Raw genomic sequence first — 23,818 nt, forward strand, 5'->3', positions numbered from 1 at the left:
CCAGACCAAATATCCGACAGCTGATTCGGTTATCTTTTCGCCGTTCCCGATTTTCAGCGTCGGTCGGTTCTATGTGCCAGGTCTTGGGCAGGTGGTTGATGGTCGCCGCAAGTCGGGTGTCTTTTTCTTCCCGTCCTTGAACTTCGTTGGCGAACGCAAGGCGTCGGACGATTCGGATTTGACAGGCACACGCGATGTGGATTGGGCGTTTGAAGCCGGTCTGGGTGCAGGGTATCGGACCGAGCATTGGCGGGCCTTTGTCGAGCTCCGCCAAGGTTTCAACGGTCACACCGGTCAGGTCGGTCAGTTTGGGGCAGATGCAATCTTCTACCCAACTCAAAAACTGGAACTGAACGTCGGTCCGCGCGTTGGGTTCGGCTTCGGTGACTATATGGACACCTATTTCGGTGTGACAGCGGCTGAGGCTGCTGCCAGCGGCGGACGTTTGAGCGCCTATGATCCGGGTTCCGGTATCACGAAGGTCGGTGTTTCGGCTCGGGCCAGCTACAATTTGACAGATCGCACCCGTTTGCACTTCCGCGCTGGCTATGACCGTTTGGTCGGGGATGCGGCGGACAGCCCGTTGGCAGATGTTGGCAGCAAGGACCAGTTCAGCATTGGCGCTGGTGTCAGCTATCGGTTTTCGTTCGATCTGTTTGACTAAGACCACCGAATACGGACAAGCAAAACGCGGCTTGAAGGCCGCGTTTTTTGTTTTCCTCAGGTGTCTATTCTCAGGGTTACCCGTCGGTGCAGTCTATCAAGGTTATGCCGTTCGGAAGCTTGGTGGTCTCATCACCGCAGGCATCTAGAATCCGGTCCATCGACAAGCCGGAGACACCGCTTAAGTCTGCCCCGATCAAACGGGTATGGCGTAAAAGTGCGCCACTCATGTCGGCATCTTTCAAATTGGCATTGGTAAGATCGGCGCTGGAAAAGCGGACCCCGTTCAGGTTCGCGCCTTCAAAGCTGGCGCCTTTTGCGGATACGCGGTCGAAATCGGAATATTTAAGCCGGGCACCTTTGAAATTGGCGCCATTGAGGCTGACCCGCTCAAAGTCCGTCTGATCCATCTTTGCATCCTGGAAATTTGCTCCATCGGCTCTGGCGCGCACGAAGGTTGCGTTTCTCAGATCGCTATTTGTGAAATCTGCGTTCTCAAGCTGGGTGTCGTTCAGATCCGCGTCGCGAAGATCGGCCCGTACAAAAATCGCACCCGTCAGGTTGGACTTTTCCATGTCCACCGCTCGCATGGAGGCGCGAGAGAAGTCGCCGCCAGCCAGATTTGATTTTTCCAACTCGGTTCGCCGAAGGTCAACATATTGAAAGGATCCGTTGGGCAGGTTTACGCCCTTCATGTCGGCTTCGCGGAGCACGGTTTCGCGAAAGTCTGCTCCATCTATATCAAGCTCGCGCAGTTCCATCAGACGCAGGTCACAATCCGGACAACCGCCCTGCTTGGTGATTGATGTCACATCGTTAGCATTGGCGGGAGTGATGGTTGCTGTGGCAACAATTGCAAGGGCAGTGCAGGTGCGCAGGCAAGTGGCAGACCAAAATTCGGGCGTGAGCATGAAGCGTGCTTTCCAAAGACAACGTTGCGATAAAGGTAATATCGACCATGCGGCAGTTAAAGGCCAAGGCCGCATTTTCGCTGTGGGGCAGGAAGGAGCATAGCTTTGAGGAAGTGCGGAGGGGAGAAGCAAGCGGGGTCGCAGTGCTTACCTCTCCCGTCCACGATCGCTGACGACGCACAACCTTACAATCAGCGTGCCTATCCAATCGCAAAAGGCTTGCCAATTCGTTTTGGAAGTGAAATTTCTACTGGTGGTGTGTAAGGTAATCAGTCAATCAAGATATTGAAAGATTTAAGACTTTGTTCATGAAGCGCGCCTTGCATTCTGCAAGGCAGGCTGCAATCAGGGTTAATGCAGACTTAATTTAGGGCTGCCTAGCTTACTGAACCCGATATTAGGAAAACTCGCTGCGGAGGTCCAAAGTGGAGCGTTTGCCGATGGCATTATAGTTTTCATCGACCCACTTGGCCGCTGCTTGCCGTCCTATCGCCTTCAGCTCAGACAGGAAGGCCCATTCCGCATTCACTTTGGATGAAGCCTGCAAGGGGCTGAGTTCATCAGCGGAAATGCGGTGCATGTGCACTTCCATGTAATCTTCGCGAGACAGTTTGCCTTCTTCGATCAAGCGGCTGACGAAATCAACGGCGCGCAGCTCGCGCAGCAGGCTGGAATTGAAGGTGATCTCGTTCATGCGGTTGAGGATTTCACGCGCCGTTTTGGGTATTTCGCGCCGCTCAACCGGGTTGATCTGGATGAGGACCGTATCTGAGGTCTTGGTATGATAAAACAGCGGATAGAGCGGCGGATTGCCCATGTAACCGCCGTCCCAATAGGGTTCGCCTTCGACTTCAACGGCTTGAAACAGGGTTGGCAGACAGGCGGAGGCCATCACGGCGTCCAGTGAAATCTCGTGTTGCTCAAACACCCGGATTTTACCGGAATAGACATTCGTGGCCGCGACGAACAGGCGAGGCGTGTCACAGCATTTGACCGCTTCAAAATCAACCACGCCTTCCACCACCTCGCGGAGCGGGTTGACGTTCAAGGGGTTGAACTCATAAGGCGATGCGAAGCGCGAAATGAGATCAAAAGCCAGATAACTTGGCGAAAAATCAAGGCTCCATTGCCCAAGGGCGATATCAATCGGCGAGCGTTTGACAGGGCTGAGGAATGCGGTCTTGCTGACCTCGTGCCAGAAGGTTTCTAGCGCTTGTCTGGCGGCCTGCTGCCCGCCCTTTTGCAAGCCGCTGGTCATGACGACGGCATTCATGGCACCGGCGGAGGTGCCCGAAATGCCGTCGATCTCGAAATGCTCGTCTTCCAGCAGGTAATCCAGAACACCCCAGGTAAAGGCACCATGAGCCCCACCGCCCTGAAGGGCCAGATTAATCTTTTTCGGGGCATTTCCCATGGAGAGTTCCTATAGGTCTGGAAGACGAAGTGAGGGTTATTGAGCGGTCCAACCGCCATCAATCGGCAGGATGCTGCCGGTAATTGCGGAAGCGGTGTCGGAGCACAGGAACGCGGCATAGCCTGCAACTTGCTCGATTGTGACAAACTCCTTGGTCGGCTGGGCCTTCAGGAGAACGTCGCGCTTTACTTCTTCCTCGGTCAGGTTCCGCGCCTTCATCGTATCCGGAATTTGTGCTTCCACCAAAGGTGTCCAGACATAACCGGGGCAAATGGCGTTCACGGTGATGCCGTCCTGGGCAACTTCCAGAGCCACGGTTTTTGTTAGTCCGGCGATGCCATGTTTTGCGGCGACATAGGCGGACTTGTAAGGGGAGGCGACGAGCGCGTGAGCAGAAGCCGTGTTGATGATGCGGCCCCAGCCGCGCTGTTTCATGCCCGGTACGGCTGCGCGAATGGCATGGAAAGCGGAGGACAGGTTGATCGCGATGATCGCATCCCATTTTCCGATCGGGAATTCCTCAACCGGAGAAACGTGCTGAATGCCAGCATTGTTGACCAGAATATCGACCGAGCCGAGGTCTTTTTCTGCCATCTGGATCATGCCTTCGATCTCTTCAGCATTCAGCATGTTGGCGGGAGAGTAGACACAGGTCACGCCGTAATCGGCTTCAATCGCGGCGCGGGTTGCCTCTATCTCGGCTGCATCGCCAAGGCCATTGATGACAACATTTGCCCCTTCTGCCGCAAAGGCGCGGGCACATCCAAGACCAATACCGGATGTCGATCCGGTGACGACAGCTGTTTTGCCTTTCAGCATCGAAGAAACTCCCATGGTGACTTATCGGTAGGCGCACATTTCACGGAAATTCGCCGCACTGCAACATGGTAATTGTCGAAAAGGGAAAAAAGAGGGGGGAGGATGATCAGCGACGCATGTCGCTGACCGAATCAAGCACGTGCCGGGCTTTTTCCCTGGCGTGACCACGCGCCATATCGGCCTTTTCATAATCGGTTTCGGCAAGCCCCAACTGACTGGCGTACCGCTCACGCACAAGGCCGTAACACGTGGCATGCAGGCTGGCAAAGCTCCAGACGAAGATCATCATGGTGCCCATTGGAAAGGCGGTTGAGCGCATGTGTTGCCACACGGGTTCAGCTGGCACCAAGCCGCCAAGACCCCATAAAAGCAGAGCCCAGCCCCCGGCCAACAGGCCAGCCAGAACGCTCATGATCAGTGCGCCAAAAGCCATGGACCACCCCAGACCGGATGTGGCCTGCCAGCTTTCACGCAAGGTTAAACTGTCATCGACGGCGGCGGCAGGAAGCACGATGGAAAAGCGCTGAACGACCATCAAGGCAATAAACGGGGCGGCCAGCATCAAGAAGCCACCCAACCCGCCGGTAACGGCGGCTAACATGGCTGAGGCGATGGACAGCGGAATGAGGGAAATGATGCCGATGAGGGTCAACAGAACCTGCAGGTAAATGACCTTCAATGTGCGGGTGCTGACCACAAGCGGGAAATCCTTGGCCTCGATCAGGATCTTGCGCACATAGGCAATCGCGATTGAAAAGCCGATCAGGATGTTTGCTAGCGCTGCCAGAAACCGTAGGCTTGCCTCGTTGTCGGCCTGTCCGAATGGTTCGGTCATATAGGAGACCGTTGTGAACGCGCCAGACGGGTTCAAGGTCGATCCGATGGCAAAGTTCACAGCCAGAAGCAGGAGGATATAGGCCCAACCGGTTTTGAACAGGGTGCTGACATGATGCTGTCCAAGGCTGAGTGAGCGCTCCAGAACGGTGAAAAACATCATGTGCCTCTTCATAAGTGCCAGTTCGGCCTTCGATTCTGACCCGATATAGGGAGTTTACGCGCCGTTTGCGCCCCCGCCGCCTGAATTTTGCACACGCTCCATGGCAATTCTATAGCCTGCGGTAATCACGGAAATCGCCAGAACGGTGAAGATGATCTGCAGCAAGACATTCAGGATCATGACTTTCATCTGGATCAGAAAGACGGGTAAGCCGCCGCCAACCATCGACAAAATGAATTGAAGCCCCACGCTGACAAGTGAAAACGGCAGAGACAGAACAATGGTTGCCCAGAGCATTTTCCAGCCCAGACTGTCCCCAAGCGCATAAGCTTCTTTCAAGGTCAGAGGCCGTTCAACGGCGGCTGCAGGCAGGATGAGATTAAGCCGCATGAGGCGTGGCAAAACCACAAAGAGGAAAAGGATAACCAGAAGCGCAAGACCGACAATTTCTGACACGGCCATGGAAACAAGAGCGAATATGACGCCAACTGGCAACATGACCAAAAAGGAAATCAGAAAAATCTTCAGGAGCTGAAGTGTAAAGGCCAGTTCGGTTTTTCCGTATTTAAGATGGATGGTCTGAGGGTGTTCACCCAACAGGCCAAACCGGTGCCAAGCAACACCAATGGATGATGATGACAGAACAAACAGCACCAGCATCGTGATGCTTAGGAGAAATGTTGTTGCACTTGGAGCTGCTTCGCCAATCTCTTCCGGCATCTGGCCGGTCAGGGTCAAAATTGCGATGGACAGCACGAACTGCAGGACAAACCATGAGCCTGCAACCTTGAAAACAGCGTCCAGATTACCAAAAACAAGGCTTAGAGAATCGTTGAGCAGTCTTTTAAACATTGTGATCCGATTTATAAGTCAAAGGGCAGGCTCGAGAGTTTTATCAGTAGTCGGGAATTCCTAAGAAACATCCACACAGCCTGAAGATTTCCTATGTCGGTTTTGATTGCCCTTTGCCGCCTTGCGCACTAATCAAGGGCTCAATCGACCTTCTGCCGTTCAAGCAACGATAGTGATCCAATGATCGAAGAATTCGCCAGCCAGAAACCGCGCCGTGTGTCCGTTCCCGTCAAAGTGGGATCGGTAACCGTGGGCGGGGATGCCCCGATTGTCGTTCAATCCATGACCAACACGGACACAGCCGATGCGGACAGCACGGTTGCGCAGGTGGCCGCGCTTGCCAAAGCCGGGTCTGAAATTGTCCGCATTACGGTGGACCGGCCGGAGGCGGCGCAGCAGGTGCCGCATATTCGTGAGCGGCTGGACCGGCTGGGCATCAATGTGCCGCTGGTGGGGGACTTTCACTATATCGGCCACAAACTTTTGAGCGACTATCCAGACTGCGCTGCAGCGCTGGAAAAATATCGGATCAATCCCGGGAACGTGGGCTTCAAGGCCAAGCGGGACACGCAGTTTTCTCAGATCATCGACATTGCGCTGAAGCATGACAAGCCGGTGCGCATCGGCGTCAATTGGGGGTCACTGGATCAGGAGCTCCTGACCAAGCTGATGGATGAAAACGCGGCCAGTGACAAACCAGCGTCTGCAGCTGCGGTCATGCGCGAGGCGATCATCCAGTCCGGGCTATTGTCGGCAGAGCGTGCAGAGGCGCTGGGCATGGGCCGGGACAAGATCATCCTGTCGGCCAAGGTGTCTCAGGTTCAGGACCTGATTGCCGTTTATGCGGATTTGGCGCAGCGCTGTGACTATGCGCTTCATCTGGGTCTGACAGAGGCAGGCATGGGCACCAAGGGCATTGTGTCTTCAGCCGCGTCCATGGGCATCTTGCTGCAACAGGGCATTGGCGACACGATCCGCGTTTCCCTGACGCCGGAGCCGGGTGGTGATCGAACACGTGAAGTGCAGGTGGCGCAGGAGCTGCTGCAGGTGATGGGTTTCCGCTCGTTTGTTCCCGTGGTTGCGGCCTGTCCGGGGTGCGGACGCACGACCTCTACCGTGTTTCAGGAACTGGCGCAGGACATTGAAGGTCACATCCGCACTTCCATGCCAATCTGGCGCGAACAATATCCAGGCGTTGAAAGCCTGAATGTGGCCGTAATGGGCTGCATCGTGAACGGACCGGGTGAATCAAAGCATGCAGATATCGGCATTTCCCTGCCCGGAACAGGGGAGACCCCTTCGGCCCCTGTCTTCATCGACGGGGAAAAGGTCACAACCTTGCGCGGCCCGGGCATTGCCGACGAGTTCAAGCAGATGGTACTGGATTATATCGAACAACGTTTCGGAACATCCCAACCTCCCGCGTCGAATGACGCTGCCTGAAAGTATCAGTGATGATGCAACAGCCGGGTCCGCCCGCTGAAAAGAAACCGATCCTCGTAATCACGTCTCAGGTCGTGCGTGGCAGCATCAGCGGGCGCGGGGTGGAGTTTGCGCTTCAGAGGCTCGGCCATCCGGTGTGGTTTTTGCCAACGCTCGTGCTTCCCTGGCATCCCGGCCATGGTGTTGCAACACGCAGTGTTCCAGATAGCGCCGCTTTTGCCGCCATGGCTGATGATTTGGCATCATCGCCAAAGCTTGCTGAACTCGGCGGTGTGATGACGGGGTACCTTGGCTCACATGAGCAGGCTGAACCGATTGCCAAGTTGATTGACGCGGTTAAACGGGCCAATCCAGATGCTGTGTATCTCTGCGATCCGGTCATCGGGGATGCAGCGGCTGGGGAGGCTGGTGGGCTTTATGTTCCCGAAGCAACGGCTGTTGCCATGCGCGACGTTCTGTTGCCGCTGGCCGATATCGCAACACCCAACAATTTCGAAGTTGCATGGCTGTCCGGTTTTTCCTCTGAAACGGAAATCGAAGCGCTGGCGGCGGCCCGGTCGCTTGGGCCAGAGCGGGTTATTGTCACCTCTGCCCCTGCTTTGCGGCGCAATGCAATTTCCAACTTGCTGGCGGGGCCAAGCGGGGCCGTGGCAGCGGAGCATGCGGCCATCCCCCATCCGCCAAAAGGCACAGGCGACATGCTGTCAGCCCTGTTCTTCTCGAGGGTTTTGTCCGGAATGAAGGATGAGGAAGCCTTGGTTCGGGCCGCTGGCTCAACATTTGAGCTTGTGGCGCGGAGTGTCAAACGCGGCGCGGATGAGCTGCTGATTGCTGAAGAGCAGGACAGTCTGGTTCGGCCCATGGCGCTCGTTTCCCAGCGCCGGGTCATGGAAAGCACCGCGCGTGCCTGAGGGCGGCTCGCAATCTGAACATCCTTGGGTTACCGGTGTTGACGGCTGCAAAGCCGGCTGGATTGCCTACATGCGGCAAATCGGCATTACAGGGACAGAGCAAGTTGCGGTTTTTCCTGATTTTGCGGCTCTTTTGAGCCACGTCCCTCATTTGTCGATCATCGCGGTGGATATGCCCATCGGCTTGCCGGACCGGGTGGGTCTTGGCGGACGAGGCCCGGAACAAGCGGCGCGCAAACACCTCGGCATGCGGCAGTCGTCTGTGTTTTCTGTGCCCTCGCGCAGCGCCGTTTACGCAGAAGAATATGCGGAAGCGTGCGCACGGGCGCTGGAGAGCTCCGATCCGCCGCGCAAAGTGTCCAAACAGTGCTTTTATCTCTTTCCCAAAATTCGCGAGATTGACGGCCTGATGTCGCCAGACTTGGAGGCCCGCGTTTTTGAAGTGCATCCCGAGCTTGCGTTCTGGCGCTTGAATTGCGAACGAGAAATGGGTTTGCCAAAGAAGGTAAAGGGCCGAGCTAATCCGGAAGGGCTGGATCAAAGACAAGCCTTATTGATGCACCATGGCCTGTCCAAGGAAGTCTTGACCCAAAAGCCGCCACGCGGGGCAGGCCGGGATGACCTTCTGGATGCCGCAGTTAACTCCCTCATTGCCGAGCGGATTTTGACCGGGCAAGCAGAGCCGTTTCCAAAAGACTTCAGCCGCGACAGCAAAGGTCTCAGAGCCGCGATCTGGGCGTGATTTACCGCTTTGCCAGCGGGTGGGCGCTTTCGACGAGTTGGGTGAGGCGCTCATCGAGCACGTGGGTATAGATTTGCGTTGTCGAAATATCGGCGTGACCGAGCAGCTGCTGAACCACTCTGAGATCCGCCCCGTTTTGCAAAAGGTGGGAGGCAAAGGCGTGGCGCAGGACGTGCGGGGAGACCTTGTCCGTGTCGATTTTTGTATCGACTGCGAGGTCCTTCAGATCCCGCCCAAAGGCCTGCCGGGTAAAGTGACCGCTTTTGCCATGAGAGGGAAAGAGCCACGGGCTTGTCGCATAAGCGCCCAGCTCTGCCCGCTGACGGATGTAGTCCCGCATGGCTTTTTGAGCCGCTGGTGACAAGGGGACCAAGCGTTCCTTGCCTCCCTTGCCGGTGACTTCAATCAGGCGCTGGTCGCGCTGGGCAGCTGTGACGGGAAGCGCCACCAGCTCTGACACACGCAAGCCCGTTGCATAAAGCACTTCCAGAAGCGTGTAGAGCCGCTGGGCGCGCAGCTGTTTGGCCGGGCTGTCCTGCTTCTTTGTTGCAGCCTGTTGCGCTTCGCCGATCAGCTTGTCGACCTCATCAATGGACAGCACTTTGGGCAGCGCCTGCCGTTTTTTGGGGGCAGACAAGGTGCGCGTTGGGTCATCGGTGCGAATGCCGTCGGCATAAAGGAACTTGAAATACTGCTTCAGCGCAGACAGGCGGCGGGCTTGCGATGTTTCGGCAAAGCCCCGCAGGGACAGGTCTCTCAGGTAAGCGGAAATCCGGTCCGTATTGACAGCGGACGGGTTTTGCGGGGCGGTGAACTCTGCAAAATCGTCAAGGTCGCGCCGATAGCTTTGCAGGGTGTTTTCTGCCGCGCCGCGTTCGGCACTCAGCATTTCCAGAAAGCTCTCAATTGTGTAGTCGCTGTTCACCCTTGCCTCCGGTCAACGGCCAAAGCCGTCCTTTTGCACACGAATGGTGATTTCGCGCTCCCGTGGCTCCACGAAATTGGCCAGTGCGTAAATCGCGCCATAGCCAAGGCCGCCAAGGACAAGCAGCACAACAATCAAGCGGGTCAGTGTTGGCAAGGTTAGATGTGCCCCTTCGAATCGAATGCGGAATTTTCCCGCGTTGTCCGGTGAAGTGCAAGTTTTTGCCGGGACAAAGCGGGTTTGATGACTTCTCGCGGTGCGTTTTTTAGCAAATGTGCTAAAACCGCCGCATGAAGCACATTCGCGAACATTCAAACGGCGCGCACGACGAACTCAATGTTCCTCTAGAAAAAGCCGTTGTCGAAGCCTTGGGCAACAAGACCATCGTTCTGGTCGGCATCATGGGGTGTGGTAAATCGACGGTTGGGCGGCGTCTGGCTCAAAGACTAGATCTCAATTTTCTGGATGCGGATACAGAGATCGAACGGGCTGCAAATATGACCGTTTCGGAAATCTTTGCCGAACATGGCGAGCCTTATTTCCGTAGTGGCGAAGAGCGGGTCATCGCTCGGTTGCTACAGGAAGGACCGCAGGTTCTGGCCACAGGTGGTGGGGCGGTAATGAGCGAAGCCACGCGCAAGGAAATTGCCGAGAATGGTATTTCCATCTGGCTGAAGGCAGAGTTCAACACCGTGATGGCGCGGGTTCGGCGTCGCTCCACACGTCCCTTGCTGCAAAATCCGGACCCGGAAGGCACAATGCGGGCCTTGATGGAAAAACGTCATCCGGTTTATGCCCTTGCGGAGTTGACGGTTCTCTCAAGGGAAGTACCCCATGAGGCCGTTGTAGATGAAATCATGGAAGCGCTGAGTCAGCACCTTTTGGGAGCAGACGCAGCGCGCTGAGACGGCAGGACAGCAGAGCGAGAATGACACACGTAACCGACACAACGGCGGCTACTCAGCCTGCGCTCCAAGCTGTCACCGTGGATCTGGGCAGCCGGAGCTACCAGATCGATATTGGCCGCGATCAGCTGTCCGGGGTAGGGCAAAAAATTGCCGCGATGATGCCAAAAGCCCGTGCGGCCATTATCACCGATGAGGCGGTGGCGCGTCTGCATCTGGGTACTTTGCAAGCCAGTCTTGATGCTGCGGGTGTCGGTCATTCAGCCATTACTGTTCCAAGTGGGGAAAGCAGCAAAAGCTACACCCAGTTTGAACGTGTGTGTGATGCGGTTCTGGAAGCGCGGCTTGAGCGCGGTGATGTGATTATCGCGCTGGGCGGCGGAGTGGTTGGTGATCTTTCGGGATTTGTTGCCTCCGCCGTGCGCCGCGGCATGGCATTCATTCAGATCCCGACAACACTTCTGGCGCAGGTGGACAGTTCTGTAGGCGGCAAGACGGCGATCAATTCCCGGTTTGGCAAGAACCTGATCGGTGCCTTTTATCAGCCCGTGTGGGTGATGGCCGATACCAGTGTTCTGGATACATTGCCACTGCGCGACTTCAGGGCGGGATATGCGGAAGTTGCCAAATACGGGCTTTTGGGTGACGAGCCGTTTTTCGCATGGCTGGAACAAAACTGGCAGGCTGTGTTTGCTGGTGGTCCTGAACGCGATGAAGCTGTCGCCCGCTCATGTCAGGCGAAGGCTGATGTGGTGGCCGCTGATGAATTGGAAGCCGGGCGGCGGGCGCTGTTGAACCTCGGTCATACATTCGGCCACGCGCTGGAAGCGGCTGTTGAGTATGAGACCGTTCGTCTCGTGCATGGAGAAGGCGTTTCCATCGGCATGGTTCTGGCTCACGAATTTTCCAACCGACTTGGCCTTATTTCGGATCTGGACGTTCAGCGGGCAACACACCATCTAAAGGAAGTCGGCTTGCCGACCTGCCTGTCAGACATTCCGGGACAACTGCCGCCCGTTGACACCCTGATGGACAGTATTGCCCAGGACAAAAAGGTGTCGCGCGGCGAACTGACATTCATTCTCACACGAGGAATTGGTCAGGCTTTCGTCGAGCGTGGTGTTGATCCGGCAGATGTACGTGCATTTTTGGATGAGAAACTATCGTCATGACTGAAACGACCCTCTGGCTTGCCAGTGCTGCCGTGTTCATTTTGCTGTTTCTGTCCGGCTTTTTCTCCGGGTCTGAAACCGCGTTGACGGCGACTTCCCGGGCCCGGATTCACCAAGTGGAAAAGACCGGCGACAAGCGGGCGAAAATCGTGAGCCGCCTGATTGCCTCTCGAGAGCGCCTGATTGGCGCGCTTCTGCTTGGCAACAACCTTGTCAATATCTTGGCGTCAGCGCTTGCCACCAGCGTATTCCTGACCCTGTTCGGTGAAGCTGGTGTTGCGATCGCCACATTGGTCATGACCGCCCTTGTTCTGGTATTCGCAGAAGTTCTTCCCAAAACTTGGGCGATCTCGGCACCTGAGAAATTTGCGCTTGCTGTTTCTCCGGTTGTGCGCGTTGTTGTGGCCGTATTTGGGCCGATTGTGATCGGCGTGGAAGCGATCGTCAGATTGTTGCTGAAGGCGCTTGGTGTTCACGTTGGCGAGGATTCTTCCATCTTGTCCGCGCATGAGGAATTGCGCGGTGCGGTTGATCTGCAGCACATGGAAGGTGGCTTGGAAAAGGGCGAACGGGACCGGATTGGCGGTCTTCTGGATTTGGCCGATCTAGAGGTTTCCGATGTCATGGTGCACCGGACCAACATGTTGGCGCTGAATGCGGATGACGATCCGCAAAAGCTGATTGATGCCGCTCTCAGCTCTCCGTACACACGCCTGCCATTGTGGCGCGGCGAAACGGACAACTTCATCGGTGTTCTTCATGCCAAGGACTTGCTCCGGGCCCTGAATAAGTCAGGTGGCAATCCGGAAGGCATTGATATCTTAGATATTGCAGCACCAGCCTGGTTCGTTCCCGATACAACAACGCTTCAGGACCAGCTCAATGCCTTTTTGAAGAACAAGTCTCACTTTGCACTCGTTGTTGACGAGTATGGCGAGGTGATGGGCCTTGTCACGCTGGAAGACATTCTGGAAGAGATCGTCGGCGAGATTGCCGATGAGCATGACGTTGAGCTGGAAGGCTTGCGTCCTCAGGCCGATGGTTCCGTGATTGTAGATGGTTCAGTGCCGATCCGCGATCTGAACCGGGCGACTGACTGGACGCTGCCGGATGACGAAGCCACGACTATCGCCGGTCTTGTTATTCATGAAGCCCGGATGATCCCGGAAGAACGGCAGATTTTCACCTTCCACGGCTTTAGGTTCACTGTTTTGCGCCGGGAGAAAAACCGCGTGACGCGCCTTCGGATCATGCCGCTTAATCAGGTGGCTGGAAACAAGGTCATGCTGGCTGGTCAGCTGGGCCATGCGGTCCAGCCGTCCCCAGCGTCTTGAGACCCGTCATCTTGAGGTTGATGTCAGCAGATCTGGTTTGAAATTGGCAGACTATTGCGCAATGCGGGCAGCGCGTGGATCGGGTTCTTCCGGTGCACGCGCTTCAATGGCTAGGGCGTGAACGCGGTCAGCCAGTTCTTCGGCCAAGAGGCTGTTGATGGTCCGGTGCCGGGCCACCCGGTTTTGGCCTGAAAAGCTGCCCGCCACAATGCGAACCCGAAAGTGTGTCTCGCCCCCTTCGCGCCAACCGCCGTGGCCTTTGTGTTTGTCGGATTCGTCGATCACCTCCAGCGCGCTGGGCTGAAGGGCGTCTGTTAATTTTGTGATGATTGTCTGCTTGATGCTCATGAGCTGTTTTCTCGCTCTGGCAGCGATCCGTCAAGAGCTAAGGTTTCCCAACCTGCAATAGCAAAGGTTAGGGTCCTGACCCTAATCACCGAGTTGCAAAAAGCGGATTGTTCCACTCAATAAAAAAATTGCATGGACATGCCTTAATTTGGCACTATGCGCAGCTTGTCCCAAACCGTTCATCTCACCATAATCACGCCTATGAAACTGGATTCAAAAATATTCGACAGCATACGTGTCAAGCCGGACAAGGACCGGGTTGCGGAAGATCGCCATCCGACCTGCGATCACAAAGGCTGTAAACGTCCCGGCACTCACAAGGCGCCGAAGGGACGGGACATGGAAGGCCAGTATTTCAATTTCTGTGTCGACCATGTGCGGGAATACAATAAATCCTACAATTACTTCACCGGCATGCAGGATGATGATGTCCGCTCTTACCACAAGGACAGCCTGACAGGGCATCGCCCGACTTGGAAAATGGGCGTCAACAAACAGGCAGCTGACGGCCCGGATGGCTACGATCCGCGCGAAAACATGCGGTCCAATGCCCACCGGCGTGCGTCGGAAGCGCGCAGGCCGCGACAAAGAAAATTGCTGGCGCTTGAAAAACGGTCGCTTGATGTGCTCAATCTGCCGCAGACAGCACGTGGCGATGAAATCAAAGCGCGCTATAAGGAACTTGTGAAACTCAACCACCCGGATGCCAATGGCGGGGATCGATCTTGTGAAGACCGCCTTCGGGAGATCATTCAGGCCTATCAGGTTTTGAAGAAATCCGGATTCTGCTAAGTCTGCACATTCCTGCAGCCTTTCCCCAAATACCCTACCCGGATTGCACCGGGGCAGCGGAGGACCGATGACTGAGACGACGAGTGTGGCTATGAGCATGCCGGATACCGAGGTTTCCGTACAAGACGTGTTCGGTTTCGAATCGGATTTGAAAGTTCCGGCGTTCTCGAGCGCATCGGAGCATGTGCCGGATCGGGATGACGACTATCTGTTCGACAAAGCCACGACCCTGGCGATTCTCGCCGGGTTTGCACATAACCGCAGGGTGATGGTGACCGGCTATCACGGAACGGGCAAGTCCACACATATTGAGCAGGTGGCGTCCCGCCTCAACTGGCCGTGTATTCGCGTTAACCTCGATAGCCACATCTCCCGTATCGACCTTGTGGGCAAGGACGCGATCGTCATCAAGGACGGTCAGCAGGTCACCGAATTCAAGGACGGTATTCTGCCTTGGGCTTACCAGCACAATGTGGCCTTGGTGTTTGACGAATATGATGCCGGTCGTCCGGATGTGATGTTCGTGATCCAGCGAATTCTGGAATCTTCCGGTCGTTTGACGTTGCTTGACCAAAGCCGCGTGATCCGTCCGCATGCGGCCTTCCGCCTGTTTGCAACAGCCAACACGGTTGGTCTGGGTGATACATCCGGCCTTTATCACGGCACGCAGCAAATCAATCAGGCACAGATGGACCGCTGGTCCATTGTCACGACACTGAATTATCTGCCGCATGACAATGAGGTCGATATCGTTCTGTCCAAGGCCAAGCATTACCAAAATGATGAAGGCCGCGGCATTGTCTCCAAGATGGTGCGTCTGGCGGACATGACCCGGAACGCGTTTATTGCCGGTGACCTTTCTACCGTCATGAGCCCGCGGACCGTGATCACTTGGGCCGAGAACGCCAACATCTTTAATGATGTCGGTTTTGCCTTCCGTGTGACCTTCCTGAACAAGTGTGACGACATGGAGCAGGCACTTGTCGCCGAATTCTATCAGCGGTGTTTCGGTGAGGAGTTGCCGGAATCCGCCGTTAATGTCGTCATGAGCTGAGGGTAAGATGGCACCAAGGCCAGGCAGCAATTCCATACCCGGTGGCAAACCTGCTCCGGATCCAGAACCGTTCAAGCAATCGGTCGCCGGTTGCATGCGCGCGATTTCCGGTGATCCGGAGCTTGAGGTCACCTTCTCCGGGGACCGGCCGGGCATTTCTGGCAAAACGGCCCGTTTGCCTGATCCTTCCCGTAAAGTGTCGGCGAAGGAAATCGCGGTCACGCGTGGTTTGTCCGATTCCATGGCATTGAAGCTGGCGTGTCACGACACGAAAATCCATGCGCGTCACATCCCGGTGGGCTCGGATGCGCGGGCGATTTTCGATGCGGTGGAGCAGGCACGGTGTGAGGCCGTTGGCGCGCGGCGTATGGAAGGCGTGGCCAGCAATCTGGCGGCTATGCTGGAAGACAAATATGTGCGCACCGTTGCTCCTGACATCAACAGCCGGGAAGAAGCGCCGCTCCAAGATGCGCTTTCTCTTATTGTGCGCGAACGGCTAACCGGAGCTGCACCACCCAAGGCAGCTGTCAATCTGGTTGACATGTGGCGGGACTGGGTTGAGCAAAAGGCAGGCGCCGAGCTCGACGGTCTCGCTGACACGGTTGAAAATCAGGACACGTTTGCCGAAGCGTTTCGTGAAGTCCTCAAATCCCTCGACATGGCTGAAGAGCTGGGCGAGCTGGATCAGGAAGACAATCCGGAGCAGAACGAAGACGACGGCAACAACGACGAATCCGAGACTGGCGGCGAAGAGGACGAGGACAGCGGCGAGCGGGAAGCTGCCCCTCAGGACATGGATATGTCCGGTGAGGAGCAGGATTCAGGTGAAACCGAAGCCTCTGACGCCGATATGGATGACTTCGCCGAAGAAGACATGGCGGATGCGGCGGAAGAGCCGGGGGAAAGTGAGCGGCGGGAACTGCCGTTTTCCAACAAGCCCCCGCTATCGGACTATCGCGTCTATACCACCCAGTTTGACGAGACGATCCACGCAGAAGATCTGTGCGATGCTGCCGAACTGGACCGTTTGCGGGGGTTCCTCGACAAGCAGCTGACCCATTTGCAAGGCGCGGTTGCGCGGCTGGCAAACCGCCTGCAACGCAAGTTGATGGCCCAGCAGAGCCGCGGGTGGGACTTTGATCTGGAAGAAGGGCTCTTGGATACGGCGCGGTTGACCCGTGCGGTGACGGACCCGATGAGCCCTCTTGCTTTCAAGCAGGAGCGGGACACAACGTTCCGTGATACGGTTGTCACGTTGCTGCTCGACAATTCCGGGTCCATGCGTGGTCGTCCGATTACCGTTGCGGCCACTTGTGCTGATATTCTGGCGCGGACGCTTGAGCGGTGCGGTGTGAAGGTCGAGATCCACGGTTTCACCACCAAAGCCTGGAAAGGCGGACAGTCTCGGGAAAGCTGGATTGGCACGGGTAAGCCACCCGCACCTGGGCGCCTGAATGATCTGCGCCACATCATCTATAAGTCTGCAGATGCGCCGTGGCGCCGTGCGCGCCGCAATCTTGGGCTGATGATGCGCGAAGGGCTGCTCAAGGAAAACATTGACGGCGAGGCGCTGACCTGGGCCCATGAGCGCTTGCTCGGGCGTCCAGAACAACGCCGTATCCTGATGATGATTTCTGATGGTGCACCGGTGGATGACTGCACCTTGTCCGTCAATCCGGGCAACTATCTGGAACGGCATCTGCGCTATGTCATTGAGGAGATCGAAAACAGATCCCCGGTGCAGTTGATTGCAATTGGCATTGGTCACGATGTGACCCGCTACTACAAGCGTGCTGTGACGATTGTGGACGCGGAAGAATTGGCCGGGGCCATGACCGATCAGTTGGCTGATTTGTTCGATGATGAAGCCGAGCAGGGTGATCTGCGGCGGGCCCGCAAACGAGCCAGAAACGGTCGCTAGCGATGACCCGTCCGGTTCGGCGACTTTTGAATGCTGCCATGGGTCTCATGGCGGCATTTTTTTTGGCCCTTATTGTCCCGGCTTCGGTTTCGGCTCTTGATCTGGTGCAGAAGGGCGACGCTGTCACGATCAAGACGAAGCCAATCAAGACTTTCCAGATAGGCAAGACCGAGACGCGCTTCGGGCAGTTGGAGTTTCTGGGCGGGCTGGAAATCCTGTCTGCCAACCGGGCTATTGGTAGTCTGTCCGGTTTGATTACCTTGTCGGGCGGCGCGCAATTCTTGGCGGTGACGGATAACGGTCATTGGGTGTCTGGAGAGATTGAGCAGGATGAGGCTGGGGTTCCGCTGGATCTTGCCAACATCCGTGTTGCCCCCTTGCGGCGGCAAAACGGGGAGACGTTCCGCCGTATTTGGGGCCATGACACGGAAAGTCTGGTGCGGGATGGCGACACACTGCTGGTATCTGCTGAGCGGGCCAATGCGATTTATCGATTCCCATGGCCGATCCTTACCGGTAATGAGCGGATGCTTGAGGAGGTGGCTGTGCCGCCGGAGATCAAGGCACTGCAAAAAACCAAAGGATTGGAGGCGATTGCCGACGGTCCTGCCGGATCGCTGCTAGACGGGGTGATTGTGGCGGTTGGAGAGCGCGGAATAAGCGAAAGCCACTCGCTGCCCGGGTTCCTGATTTCTTCAACGGGCACTGAAGTGTTTTCGATTGAGCGGTCTGATCGCTATGACGCGACCGATGCTGTCTTCCTGCCAAATGGAGAATTTCTCCTGCTGGAGCGCCGGTTCAATATGCGGGATCTTGTTGGCATGCGGCTGCGCCAGTTTGAGAGCGCGGACTTGAAGCCGGGGGCGCAATTGCGTGGTGAGGTTCTTCTAGAAGCGGATTTCACCTACCAAATCGACAATATGGAAGCGCTTGCGTTTCACCAAACCAAAGACGGCGACACAATCCTGACGGTTCTTTCCGACAACAATCGATCCCTCTTGCAAAGAACGCTGTTGCTCCGGTTTAAATTGATTAATGCTGATGGCTAATGGGGAGCTGCGGAAAAGTGATTGAGACGATAAACCTTCCCCTGATCATGGGGGCTGCGCTCCTCGCGGTTGCCAGTCCGGGCCCTGCAACATTGGCCATTGCAAGCACATCCATGACGGCAGGGCGTAAAAACGGGTTTGCACTTGCCATGGGCGTGTCCACCGGATCACTGGTCTGGTCGGTTTTCGCCGCCATGGGGCTTGGGGCGATCATGCTGGCGAATGCCTGGATGCTAGAGGTGATCCGGTATATGGGAGCGCTGTATCTGATTTACCTCGCCTATAAATCAGCAAAAGCAGCCTTTGGATCTGTTGGTCTCAATGCCGTCGCTCCGGTGAAGGGGGATGCGCTGCGTGCCTATCGCAGTGGTTTTTTGCTGCATATGACGAACCCGAAGGCGATCTTCTTCTTTGGTTCGCTCTACTCCATCGGAGTGCCCGCCCACACGCCGATCAAGGAGCTCATCATCTTGATCGCCGTTTTGTTGGTGCAGAGCCTTGCCGTCAATATCGGGTACTCTCTGATTTTCTCCAAACCGGCGATGGTCAAAGGATATCAACGCATGTATCGCGCCTTTAATGCCGCCTTTTCACTGGCGTTTGGAGCCGCTGGCCTCAAAATTCTAACAACGCGGCTGGGATAGAAAAAAAGGCATCTGAACCTAAGCCCAGATGCCTTTTAAAGATTGTTTTATCGTGATTTTTTAGGCCGTTGAGCCGTTCGGCGACCCTCGAAAGAGTCCAAGCACGATGCGATAGGGTGCAAGCATTGCGATGGCCACCAGCACCTTCACGATAAAGTCACCCGCGGCGAGCGAAACCCAAAGCGGAACGTCTGATCCAACCCCCAAGAAGGGAACTGGGAAAGCCAAAGAGCTGTCTTCCAGCCAAAACAGTTCATCAATGAAGGCGAAGCTGGCTGCAAACGCGATTCCGAAGAACAGCAGTGTGTCGATGATCGAGCCAATCATCGATGACGCAATCGGTGCTTTCCACCACGCCATCCGGCGCAATTTGTCAAAGATGGTGACGTCCAGAAGCTGCGCGGTCAGGAACGCGGTTCCTGAGGCGATGGCAATTCGCGGTGTGGCCAGCCAGATTGACAGAATGACAGCCAACGCGAAGCCAATGAGAACGACCGTACGCGCTGCTTGAGGTCCAAACCGACGGTTCGTCAGGTCGGTGACCAGAAATGCGGCCGGGTAGGTGAACGCTCCCCATGTCAGGAGATCGTCGAGGTTAATTCCGCCGAGCGCGCCCTGAACCGGGAATTGCACCAGAAAATTCGAGGCCACAACGACAATCGCCATCGCGGTGATCGCGATGGCGAGGTCGGTCACGGAAAACTTCCGGGAACTTGTCATGCTTTTGCCCTCAAAGGCTTAAGCAGCGGCTGCTTCCGCCTGCTTGCGCTTGATCGCAACCTTGACCTGACGAGCTTTGTCAGACAGCTGAGCGTCCGTAGCTTTCATCAGGTAGTTGTCCAGACCGCCGCGGTGCTCAACAGAGCGAAGTGCGTGAGCACTGATTCGCAGCTTGAAGGTTTCGCCCAGTGTGTCGCTCAAAAGAGACACGTTGCACAGGTTCGGCAGGAACCGGCGGCGGGACTTGTTGTTTGCGTGAGAGACGTTGTTACCCGTCATCACGTCTTTGCCGGAGAGTTCACAACGGCGTGCCATGAGTTCACCTTTATGTCTTCGCAGCCACCCTGCTGTGCAGGAAATGGCGGTTTCAACCGGAAAGGTGCGGACGCGAACGTCTCGCAGCGGCATCTCCGGCATGTCTCGGAAAAAGTTGTCCCGCTATAATGGGAGTGACGGCGAAGGTCAAGACATCAGTTCAGATTCTGCGCACCAGAATCTTTTTCTCTCAATTTGACCGGCTGCGTTAACCCTAAGGTTACCATGTGAGCTAACAATCCGAACATATTCGTACCTGCGTAATTCGAACAAGTGTGTCGGGACAGGTGCGCCGTGACATTTATGCCCTGCGCGGCATGTCGGAGGTTCTCGTGTTGGAATTTTCCTCGTTTGGCCGGTTTCTGGCCGTTTCACTCGCTGCGGCGACAGCATTTGCATCTGTTCCGGCAGAGGCCAAGCGCAGCAGCGTTGGGGGACGTTACAACATCACGATTGCCGGGCTGACTGTTGGCGAAGGGACTTTGTCTCTTGTTCTACAGGGAAATGCCTATTCGGCTAAAGTTGGCTTGAAGCCTGCGGGCATCGGCACTTTGTTCTCAACGGGTAAGGGCGGCGCAGAGGCGTCGGGTTGGCTGGTAGGGTCCAAAATTCACCCCTCCAAGTATCAGATGGCCTCTGAAGCAGCGAACCGAAACTTTTACGTTGGTCTTCAGCAAGGGTCCGGACATATCCGGTCTGCGGAGGTGACGCCGCAGTTCAAGCCCAATGCGGAACGGATCAAAATACGTGGCAAGCACAAGCAAAATGCGGTTGACCCGCTGAGCGCGGCCTTGATGCCTGTGGGCAAGGGCGGCGATGTGCTTGGCCCGGATGCCTGCAAACGCAAACTGCCGATCTTTGATGGCTGGACGCGGTTCGACATCAAGCTGAGCTTCCGTGAAATCAAGCAGGTGTCTGGCAAGGGCTATGATGGCCCTGTTGTGGTCTGTAATGCGAAATGGATACCGGTTGCCGGGCACCGCCCGTCCAAGGCATCTGTCAAGTATATGGCAAAGGCTCCCATGGAGGTTTGGCTGGCACCAATGGGCGAAGAAAACGTTTTGATCCCTTACCGCATGTCCATTGAGACGAAGACGGGCCGTCTTGTGGTCGAAGCGTCCGCGCTGCAGATCAAACCGGGTTTGCGGGACAGCGCCGGTCGCTGAGCCTGACCTTCTTTTGCTGAAAGCTTGGCAGATCGCCGCTTTTCTCCAAATTGGGGGCAAGACGAGCTGAGTAGCCGACGCTTTCTTGAAATCTCTCACCTTTTTCCGCGGGATCAGCCCGCGGTTTGTTGCATTTGCGCTCCCTGAGGCTTACCTGAAGGCGCAGCCCGCACTTGCGTGTTTGCCAGTGTCTTGTTAGAGGCCAAGCGTAATACGTTTTCCCGCCTGCTCATTGCAGGCCAGATGGTCCAGGTACCTTAGTCGATGCACAGCTATTTGGAATTTGAAAAGCCGGTCGCCGATATCGAAGGCAAGATCCAGGAGCTTCGCGCTCTTGCAGCCGGTGGCGAGGCCGTAAATGTCGATGACGAGATCGACCGGCTCAAGTCCAAATCGTCCAGCACATTGAAAGACCTTTATACCAAGCTGACACCCTGGCAGAAAACCTTGGTGGCGCGCCATCCGGACCGTCCGCATGCAGCTGATTATGTCAAAGGCTTGATTGAAGACTTTACGCCACTGGCCGGTGACCGGAATTATGCGGAAGATTATGCGATCATTACTGGTCTTGGCCGGTTCCGTGGGCAGTCTGTCGCTGTTTTGGCGCAGGAAAAAGGCTCGGACACGGAAACCCGTTTGAAGCATAATTTTGGCATGGCCCGTCCTGAAGGCTATCGCAAGGCTGTCCGGATCATGGATATGGCCGAGCGGTTTGGCATTCCCGTCGTTTCCTTCGTTGATACAGCCGGTGCCTATCCGGGTATTGGCGCTGAAGAGCGCGGTCAGGCAGAAGCCATTGCGAGGTCGACTGACAAGGGCCTTGGTCTTGGCGTTCCGTCTATCTCAATGGTGATCGGTGAAGGCGGGTCTGGCGGGGCGATTGCTGTTGCCACATCCAGCAAGGTCTTGATGCTGGAGCATTCCATCTATTCGGTGATTTCTCCGGAAGGCGCTGCCTCTATTCTGTGGCGTGACAGCGCACGGGCACAGGATGCGGCAACAGCAATGAAAGTCACAGCACAGGACCTTCTGCAACTGGGTGTGATTGATGAAATCGTGGAAGAGCCGGTTGGCGGTGCGCATCGTGCTCCGGAAACCGTGATTGATCGCGCAGGTACTGCAATCGAGACGGCATTGAATGACCTGTCTGCCCTGACGCCGGATGAGCTGCGCAAGCAGCGCCGTGACAAGTTCTTGGCGATTGGCCGTACGCTCTCGTAACGCAAATTTGATGCATGCCTAAAGGTGTCTCGCGTTTTGGTTGCGAGGCTGCCGCTCTTTGGCCGAATTTGTCGGTCATGAGGTGTTCTTGAGACGAATAACGTGAATGTCAGCGGGATTCGTTCGGCAGAATTGCTTGTTTTAGGGTAACCTGCTGTCAACCATAACCCCGTAACGTGACCATTTGGCGGACCGTGTTTGGTGCATTTTTGAAATGCCTTTGGGTCGGCTTTGTGTTTCGTTGCTGTGTTGAGTTCGAGAATGTGCATGAGCGCTTGGCGAGTATCTGACGTTTGCACCTATATCCGTGACCGCATGACCATGCTCGGTCGTGTCGCGGCGCTGCTGGTTTTGGCGGGAGCACTGGCCGGATGTCAGGCAGATGAACTGGGCTATGGCCCGAAGCACAAACGTCCGGTTGACAGCACTATCAAGCGCAAGATGACCGAGCTCGGCATGAGGTCGACATCGCCGATCATGATCCGGATCTTCAAGCAGGAAAGTGAACTTGAAGTTTGGAAACAGGCACGGGGCGGTCGGTACAAGCTTCTTGAAACTTTTGAGATCTGCAAATGGTCCGGTGAACTTGGTCCCAAGTTCAAGGAAGGCGACCGGCAGGCTCCTGAAGGGTTCTACGAGATTATGCCCAGCTTGATGAACCCGAAATCAAGCTATCACCTAGCATTTAACCTCGGATATCCGAACAGGTTCGATCGCGCTCATGGGCGCACGGGGTCACACCTGATGGTGCATGGGGCGTGTTCCTCCCGCGGCTGCTATGCCATGACGGACAAACAGGTTCAGGACATTTATGCGCTTGCGCGCGACAGCTTCAAAGGCGGTCAGCGCTCGTTTCAAGTGCAGGCATTTCCGTTCCGCATGACGCCGGAAAACATGGCGAAAAACCGCGAGAGCGAGCATATGGATTTCTGGCGCATGCTGAAAGTTGGCTACGATCATTTCGAGCTGACAAAGGTGCCGCCGAAGATTTCCGTCTGCGAAAAGAAGTATGTATTTGACGCGACACCGCTTGTGGATGGCGTGCCGTTCCGGGCGACGGCCAAGTGCCCAGACTACAAGGTGCCGGATCGCACAGCGATGCTCGTGGCGCAAAAGCAGTCCACGGACGAGGAAAAGTTCCAGACCATCGTTGCGCGTATTGAAGCTCGAGAAGAGCGCAAGGAGCGTTGGGAAGAACGCCAGAAGGCCATCGCAGGTCTTTTGGGCAGTGATGCTCCTGCTGCAGCTGAGGCCACCGTCGAGGCTGGCTCTGCCGCTGCCGACGGTGCAGCTACCGCAGTTGCCGTGGCTCCAAAACAGCGCCCTGAAGGCGATGTTGCGACAGCTTATGCGCCTGCGCAAAAGAGCGACAGCGGAACACCGGGCGGTTTCATGAAACGCTGGCTGCCGTTTGGCTCCAAGACCACGGAAGAAACGGCGACTGTCGGGTCAATTGAAGGCGCAGCTGCCCCGGCTCCCAAACCTTGATTCTAGTGGCTT

General features: G+C 56.1%; 25 protein-coding genes. 15 read left to right on the forward strand and 10 right to left on the reverse strand.

Annotated features, from left to right (window positions below; genetic code table 11):
• Positions 1 to 664: MipA/OmpV family protein (locus TRICHSKD4_RS04885; RefSeq protein WP_009466333.1), on the forward strand; the 664-nt coding region annotated here is incomplete at its 5' end.
• 76 nt (positions 665 to 740) lie between these two features.
• Here TRICHSKD4_RS04885 and TRICHSKD4_RS04890 read toward each other — a convergent pair.
• From TRICHSKD4_RS04890 to TRICHSKD4_RS04910, 5 genes are all read right to left on the reverse strand, one after another.
• Positions 741 to 1,574 carry a pentapeptide repeat-containing protein gene (locus TRICHSKD4_RS04890; protein ID WP_009466334.1) on the reverse strand — a complete coding sequence of 278 codons (834 nt, stop codon included), beginning with the start codon at positions 1,572 to 1,574 and terminating at the stop codon, positions 741 to 743.
• 397 nt (positions 1,575 to 1,971) lie between these two features.
• The gene (locus TRICHSKD4_RS04895) at positions 1,972 to 2,988 is read right to left on the reverse strand and encodes a patatin-like phospholipase family protein (RefSeq protein ID WP_009466336.1); all 1,017 of its coding nucleotides are present in this window, start codon (positions 2,986 to 2,988) and stop codon (positions 1,972 to 1,974) included.
• Positions 2,989 to 3,024: 36 nt separating this feature from the next.
• Positions 3,025 to 3,807 carry a 3-hydroxybutyrate dehydrogenase gene (locus TRICHSKD4_RS04900; protein WP_009466337.1) on the reverse strand — a complete coding sequence of 261 codons (783 nt, stop codon included), beginning with the start codon at positions 3,805 to 3,807 and terminating at the stop codon, positions 3,025 to 3,027.
• Between the two features lie 106 nt (positions 3,808 to 3,913).
• Positions 3,914 to 4,804 carry a hypothetical protein gene (locus tag TRICHSKD4_RS04905; protein WP_009466338.1) on the reverse strand — a complete coding sequence of 297 codons (891 nt, stop codon included), beginning with the start codon at positions 4,802 to 4,804 and terminating at the stop codon, positions 3,914 to 3,916.
• Positions 4,805 to 4,858: 54 nt separating this feature from the next.
• On the reverse strand, positions 4,859 to 5,656 hold the full coding sequence (locus TRICHSKD4_RS04910; RefSeq protein WP_009466339.1) for a hypothetical protein: 798 nt from the start codon (positions 5,654 to 5,656) through the stop codon (positions 4,859 to 4,861).
• Positions 5,657 to 5,836: 180 nt separating this feature from the next.
• Here TRICHSKD4_RS04910 and ispG point away from each other — a divergent pair, with 180 nt between their 5' ends.
• The 3 genes from ispG to TRICHSKD4_RS04925 are packed head-to-tail and all read left to right on the forward strand — an operon-like array spanning position 5,837 to position 8,752.
• The gene (gene ispG / locus TRICHSKD4_RS04915) at positions 5,837 to 7,099 is read left to right on the forward strand and encodes a flavodoxin-dependent (E)-4-hydroxy-3-methylbut-2-enyl-diphosphate synthase (protein WP_009466340.1); all 1,263 of its coding nucleotides are present in this window, start codon (positions 5,837 to 5,839) and stop codon (positions 7,097 to 7,099) included.
• A gap of 11 nt (positions 7,100 to 7,110) precedes the next feature.
• Positions 7,111 to 8,010, forward strand: coding sequence for a pyridoxal kinase (pdxY, locus tag TRICHSKD4_RS04920; RefSeq protein ID WP_009466341.1), 900 nt, complete (start codon positions 7,111 to 7,113; stop codon positions 8,008 to 8,010).
• On the forward strand, positions 8,003 to 8,752 hold the full coding sequence (locus TRICHSKD4_RS04925; RefSeq protein WP_009466342.1) for a DUF429 domain-containing protein: 750 nt from the start codon (positions 8,003 to 8,005) through the stop codon (positions 8,750 to 8,752). Before pdxY ends, TRICHSKD4_RS04925 begins: the two co-directional genes overlap by 8 nt.
• 1 nt (position 8,753) lies before the next feature.
• Here the strand turns inward: TRICHSKD4_RS04925 and xerD are convergent, their stop codons facing one another.
• Both xerD and TRICHSKD4_RS30610 read right to left on the reverse strand, forming a co-directional pair.
• Positions 8,754 to 9,677: a site-specific tyrosine recombinase XerD gene (gene xerD, locus TRICHSKD4_RS04930; protein ID WP_009466343.1), complete on the reverse strand. Its 924-nt coding sequence runs from the start codon at positions 9,675 to 9,677 to the stop codon at positions 8,754 to 8,756.
• A 12-nt stretch (positions 9,678 to 9,689) separates the two neighbouring features.
• Complete coding sequence (locus TRICHSKD4_RS30610) at positions 9,690 to 9,833, reverse strand: hypothetical protein (RefSeq protein WP_009466344.1); 144 nt, start codon at positions 9,831 to 9,833, stop codon at positions 9,690 to 9,692.
• A 134-nt stretch (positions 9,834 to 9,967) separates the two neighbouring features.
• On the opposite strand from TRICHSKD4_RS30610, the gene TRICHSKD4_RS04935 reads away from it, so the two are divergent.
• From TRICHSKD4_RS04935 to TRICHSKD4_RS04945, 3 genes are read left to right on the forward strand one after another with little or no spacing between them, the layout of a single operon-like run.
• The gene (locus tag TRICHSKD4_RS04935; protein ID WP_009466345.1) at positions 9,968 to 10,582 is read left to right on the forward strand and encodes a shikimate kinase; all 615 of its coding nucleotides are present in this window, start codon (positions 9,968 to 9,970) and stop codon (positions 10,580 to 10,582) included.
• Positions 10,583 to 10,605: 23 nt separating this feature from the next.
• Positions 10,606 to 11,754, forward strand: a complete 1,149-nt coding sequence (aroB, locus tag TRICHSKD4_RS04940) for a 3-dehydroquinate synthase (RefSeq protein WP_009466346.1) — start codon at positions 10,606 to 10,608, stop codon at positions 11,752 to 11,754.
• Positions 11,751 to 13,088, forward strand: a complete 1,338-nt coding sequence (locus TRICHSKD4_RS04945) for an HlyC/CorC family transporter (protein ID WP_009466347.1) — start codon at positions 11,751 to 11,753, stop codon at positions 13,086 to 13,088. The genes aroB and TRICHSKD4_RS04945 overlap by 4 nt, the downstream gene beginning before the upstream one ends.
• 51 nt (positions 13,089 to 13,139) lie before the next feature.
• On the opposite strand, the gene TRICHSKD4_RS04950 is transcribed toward TRICHSKD4_RS04945, so the two are convergent.
• The gene (locus tag TRICHSKD4_RS04950; protein ID WP_009466348.1) at positions 13,140 to 13,436 is read right to left on the reverse strand and encodes a BolA family transcriptional regulator; all 297 of its coding nucleotides are present in this window, start codon (positions 13,434 to 13,436) and stop codon (positions 13,140 to 13,142) included.
• A 201-nt stretch (positions 13,437 to 13,637) separates the two neighbouring features.
• On the opposite strand from TRICHSKD4_RS04950, the gene TRICHSKD4_RS04955 reads away from it, so the two are divergent.
• From TRICHSKD4_RS04955 to TRICHSKD4_RS04975, 5 genes are all read left to right on the forward strand, one after another.
• Complete coding sequence (locus TRICHSKD4_RS04955) at positions 13,638 to 14,228, forward strand: J domain-containing protein (RefSeq protein ID WP_040616366.1); 591 nt, start codon at positions 13,638 to 13,640, stop codon at positions 14,226 to 14,228.
• A gap of 67 nt (positions 14,229 to 14,295) precedes the next feature.
• The gene (gene cobS, locus TRICHSKD4_RS04960) at positions 14,296 to 15,282 is read left to right on the forward strand and encodes a cobaltochelatase subunit CobS (protein ID WP_040616334.1); all 987 of its coding nucleotides are present in this window, start codon (positions 14,296 to 14,298) and stop codon (positions 15,280 to 15,282) included.
• 7 nt (positions 15,283 to 15,289) lie between these two features.
• On the forward strand, positions 15,290 to 17,203 hold the full coding sequence (gene cobT, locus TRICHSKD4_RS04965) for a cobaltochelatase subunit CobT (protein WP_009466352.1): 1,914 nt from the start codon (positions 15,290 to 15,292) through the stop codon (positions 17,201 to 17,203).
• Between the two features lie 2 nt (positions 17,204 to 17,205).
• Positions 17,206 to 18,252, forward strand: a complete 1,047-nt coding sequence (locus TRICHSKD4_RS04970; RefSeq protein ID WP_009466353.1) for an esterase-like activity of phytase family protein — start codon at positions 17,206 to 17,208, stop codon at positions 18,250 to 18,252.
• A 17-nt stretch (positions 18,253 to 18,269) separates the two neighbouring features.
• Entirely contained in the window at positions 18,270 to 18,896 is a 627-nt protein-coding gene (locus tag TRICHSKD4_RS04975; RefSeq protein WP_139051973.1) for a LysE family translocator, read from the forward strand.
• Between the two features lie 60 nt (positions 18,897 to 18,956).
• On the opposite strand, the gene TRICHSKD4_RS04980 is transcribed toward TRICHSKD4_RS04975, so the two are convergent.
• Both TRICHSKD4_RS04980 and rpmB read right to left on the reverse strand, forming a co-directional pair.
• A complete protein-coding gene (locus tag TRICHSKD4_RS04980; protein ID WP_009466355.1) occupies positions 18,957 to 19,616 on the reverse strand; it encodes a VUT family protein in 660 nt (219 codons plus the stop codon).
• An 18-nt stretch (positions 19,617 to 19,634) separates the two neighbouring features.
• The gene (rpmB, locus tag TRICHSKD4_RS04985) at positions 19,635 to 19,931 is read right to left on the reverse strand and encodes a 50S ribosomal protein L28 (RefSeq protein ID WP_040616367.1); all 297 of its coding nucleotides are present in this window, start codon (positions 19,929 to 19,931) and stop codon (positions 19,635 to 19,637) included.
• Positions 19,932 to 20,263: 332 nt separating this feature from the next.
• Between rpmB and TRICHSKD4_RS04990 the strand changes: the two genes are divergently transcribed.
• The 3 genes from TRICHSKD4_RS04990 to TRICHSKD4_RS05000 all read left to right on the forward strand — a co-directional run bounded on the left by TRICHSKD4_RS04990 (position 20,264) and on the right by TRICHSKD4_RS05000 (position 23,806).
• On the forward strand, positions 20,264 to 21,097 hold the full coding sequence (locus tag TRICHSKD4_RS04990) for a DUF3108 domain-containing protein (protein WP_208993000.1): 834 nt from the start codon (positions 20,264 to 20,266) through the stop codon (positions 21,095 to 21,097).
• A 264-nt stretch (positions 21,098 to 21,361) separates the two neighbouring features.
• Positions 21,362 to 22,318 carry an acetyl-CoA carboxylase carboxyltransferase subunit alpha gene (locus TRICHSKD4_RS04995; RefSeq protein ID WP_009466359.1) on the forward strand — a complete coding sequence of 319 codons (957 nt, stop codon included), beginning with the start codon at positions 21,362 to 21,364 and terminating at the stop codon, positions 22,316 to 22,318.
• Positions 22,319 to 22,585: 267 nt separating this feature from the next.
• On the forward strand, positions 22,586 to 23,806 hold the full coding sequence (locus TRICHSKD4_RS05000) for a murein L,D-transpeptidase family protein (protein WP_208993001.1): 1,221 nt from the start codon (positions 22,586 to 22,588) through the stop codon (positions 23,804 to 23,806).
• Positions 23,807 to 23,818: the final 12 nt, after the last annotated feature.

It is taken from the genome of Roseibium sp. TrichSKD4 (assembly GCF_000148725.1).
Lineage (GTDB): Bacteria > Pseudomonadota > Alphaproteobacteria > Rhizobiales > Stappiaceae > Roseibium.

Coding starts and splice junctions, on each gene's coding strand:
- cobT (WP_009466352.1), top strand. CDS start 15,290: ATGGCACCAAGGCCAGGCAGCAATTCCATACCCGGTGGCAAACCTGCT.
- TRICHSKD4_RS04970 (WP_009466353.1), top strand. CDS start 17,206: ATGACCCGTCCGGTTCGGCGACTTTTGAATGCTGCCATGGGTCTCATG.
- TRICHSKD4_RS04910 (WP_009466339.1), bottom strand. CDS start 5,656: ATGTTTAAAAGACTGCTCAACGATTCTCTAAGCCTTGTTTTTGGTAAT.
- TRICHSKD4_RS04895 (WP_009466336.1), bottom strand. CDS start 2,988: ATGGGAAATGCCCCGAAAAAGATTAATCTGGCCCTTCAGGGCGGTGGG.
- ispG (WP_009466340.1), top strand. CDS start 5,837: ATGATCGAAGAATTCGCCAGCCAGAAACCGCGCCGTGTGTCCGTTCCC.
- TRICHSKD4_RS04900 (WP_009466337.1), bottom strand. CDS start 3,807: ATGCTGAAAGGCAAAACAGCTGTCGTCACCGGATCGACATCCGGTATT.
- TRICHSKD4_RS04955 (WP_040616366.1), top strand. CDS start 13,638: ATGAAACTGGATTCAAAAATATTCGACAGCATACGTGTCAAGCCGGAC.
- TRICHSKD4_RS04935 (WP_009466345.1), top strand. CDS start 9,968: ATGAAGCACATTCGCGAACATTCAAACGGCGCGCACGACGAACTCAAT.
- cobS (WP_040616334.1), top strand. CDS start 14,296: ATGACTGAGACGACGAGTGTGGCTATGAGCATGCCGGATACCGAGGTT.
- rpmB (WP_040616367.1), bottom strand. CDS start 19,931: ATGGCACGCCGTTGTGAACTCTCCGGCAAAGACGTGATGACGGGTAAC.
- TRICHSKD4_RS04950 (WP_009466348.1), bottom strand. CDS start 13,436: ATGAGCATCAAGCAGACAATCATCACAAAATTAACAGACGCCCTTCAG.
- TRICHSKD4_RS04905 (WP_009466338.1), bottom strand. CDS start 4,804: ATGATGTTTTTCACCGTTCTGGAGCGCTCACTCAGCCTTGGACAGCAT.
- TRICHSKD4_RS05000 (WP_208993001.1), top strand. CDS start 22,586: ATGAGCGCTTGGCGAGTATCTGACGTTTGCACCTATATCCGTGACCGC.
- TRICHSKD4_RS04995 (WP_009466359.1), top strand. CDS start 21,362: ATGCACAGCTATTTGGAATTTGAAAAGCCGGTCGCCGATATCGAAGGC.
- TRICHSKD4_RS04890 (WP_009466334.1), bottom strand. CDS start 1,574: ATGCTCACGCCCGAATTTTGGTCTGCCACTTGCCTGCGCACCTGCACT.
- TRICHSKD4_RS04945 (WP_009466347.1), top strand. CDS start 11,751: ATGACTGAAACGACCCTCTGGCTTGCCAGTGCTGCCGTGTTCATTTTG.
- pdxY (WP_009466341.1), top strand. CDS start 7,111: ATGATGCAACAGCCGGGTCCGCCCGCTGAAAAGAAACCGATCCTCGTA.
- aroB (WP_009466346.1), top strand. CDS start 10,606: ATGACACACGTAACCGACACAACGGCGGCTACTCAGCCTGCGCTCCAA.
- TRICHSKD4_RS04980 (WP_009466355.1), bottom strand. CDS start 19,616: ATGACAAGTTCCCGGAAGTTTTCCGTGACCGACCTCGCCATCGCGATC.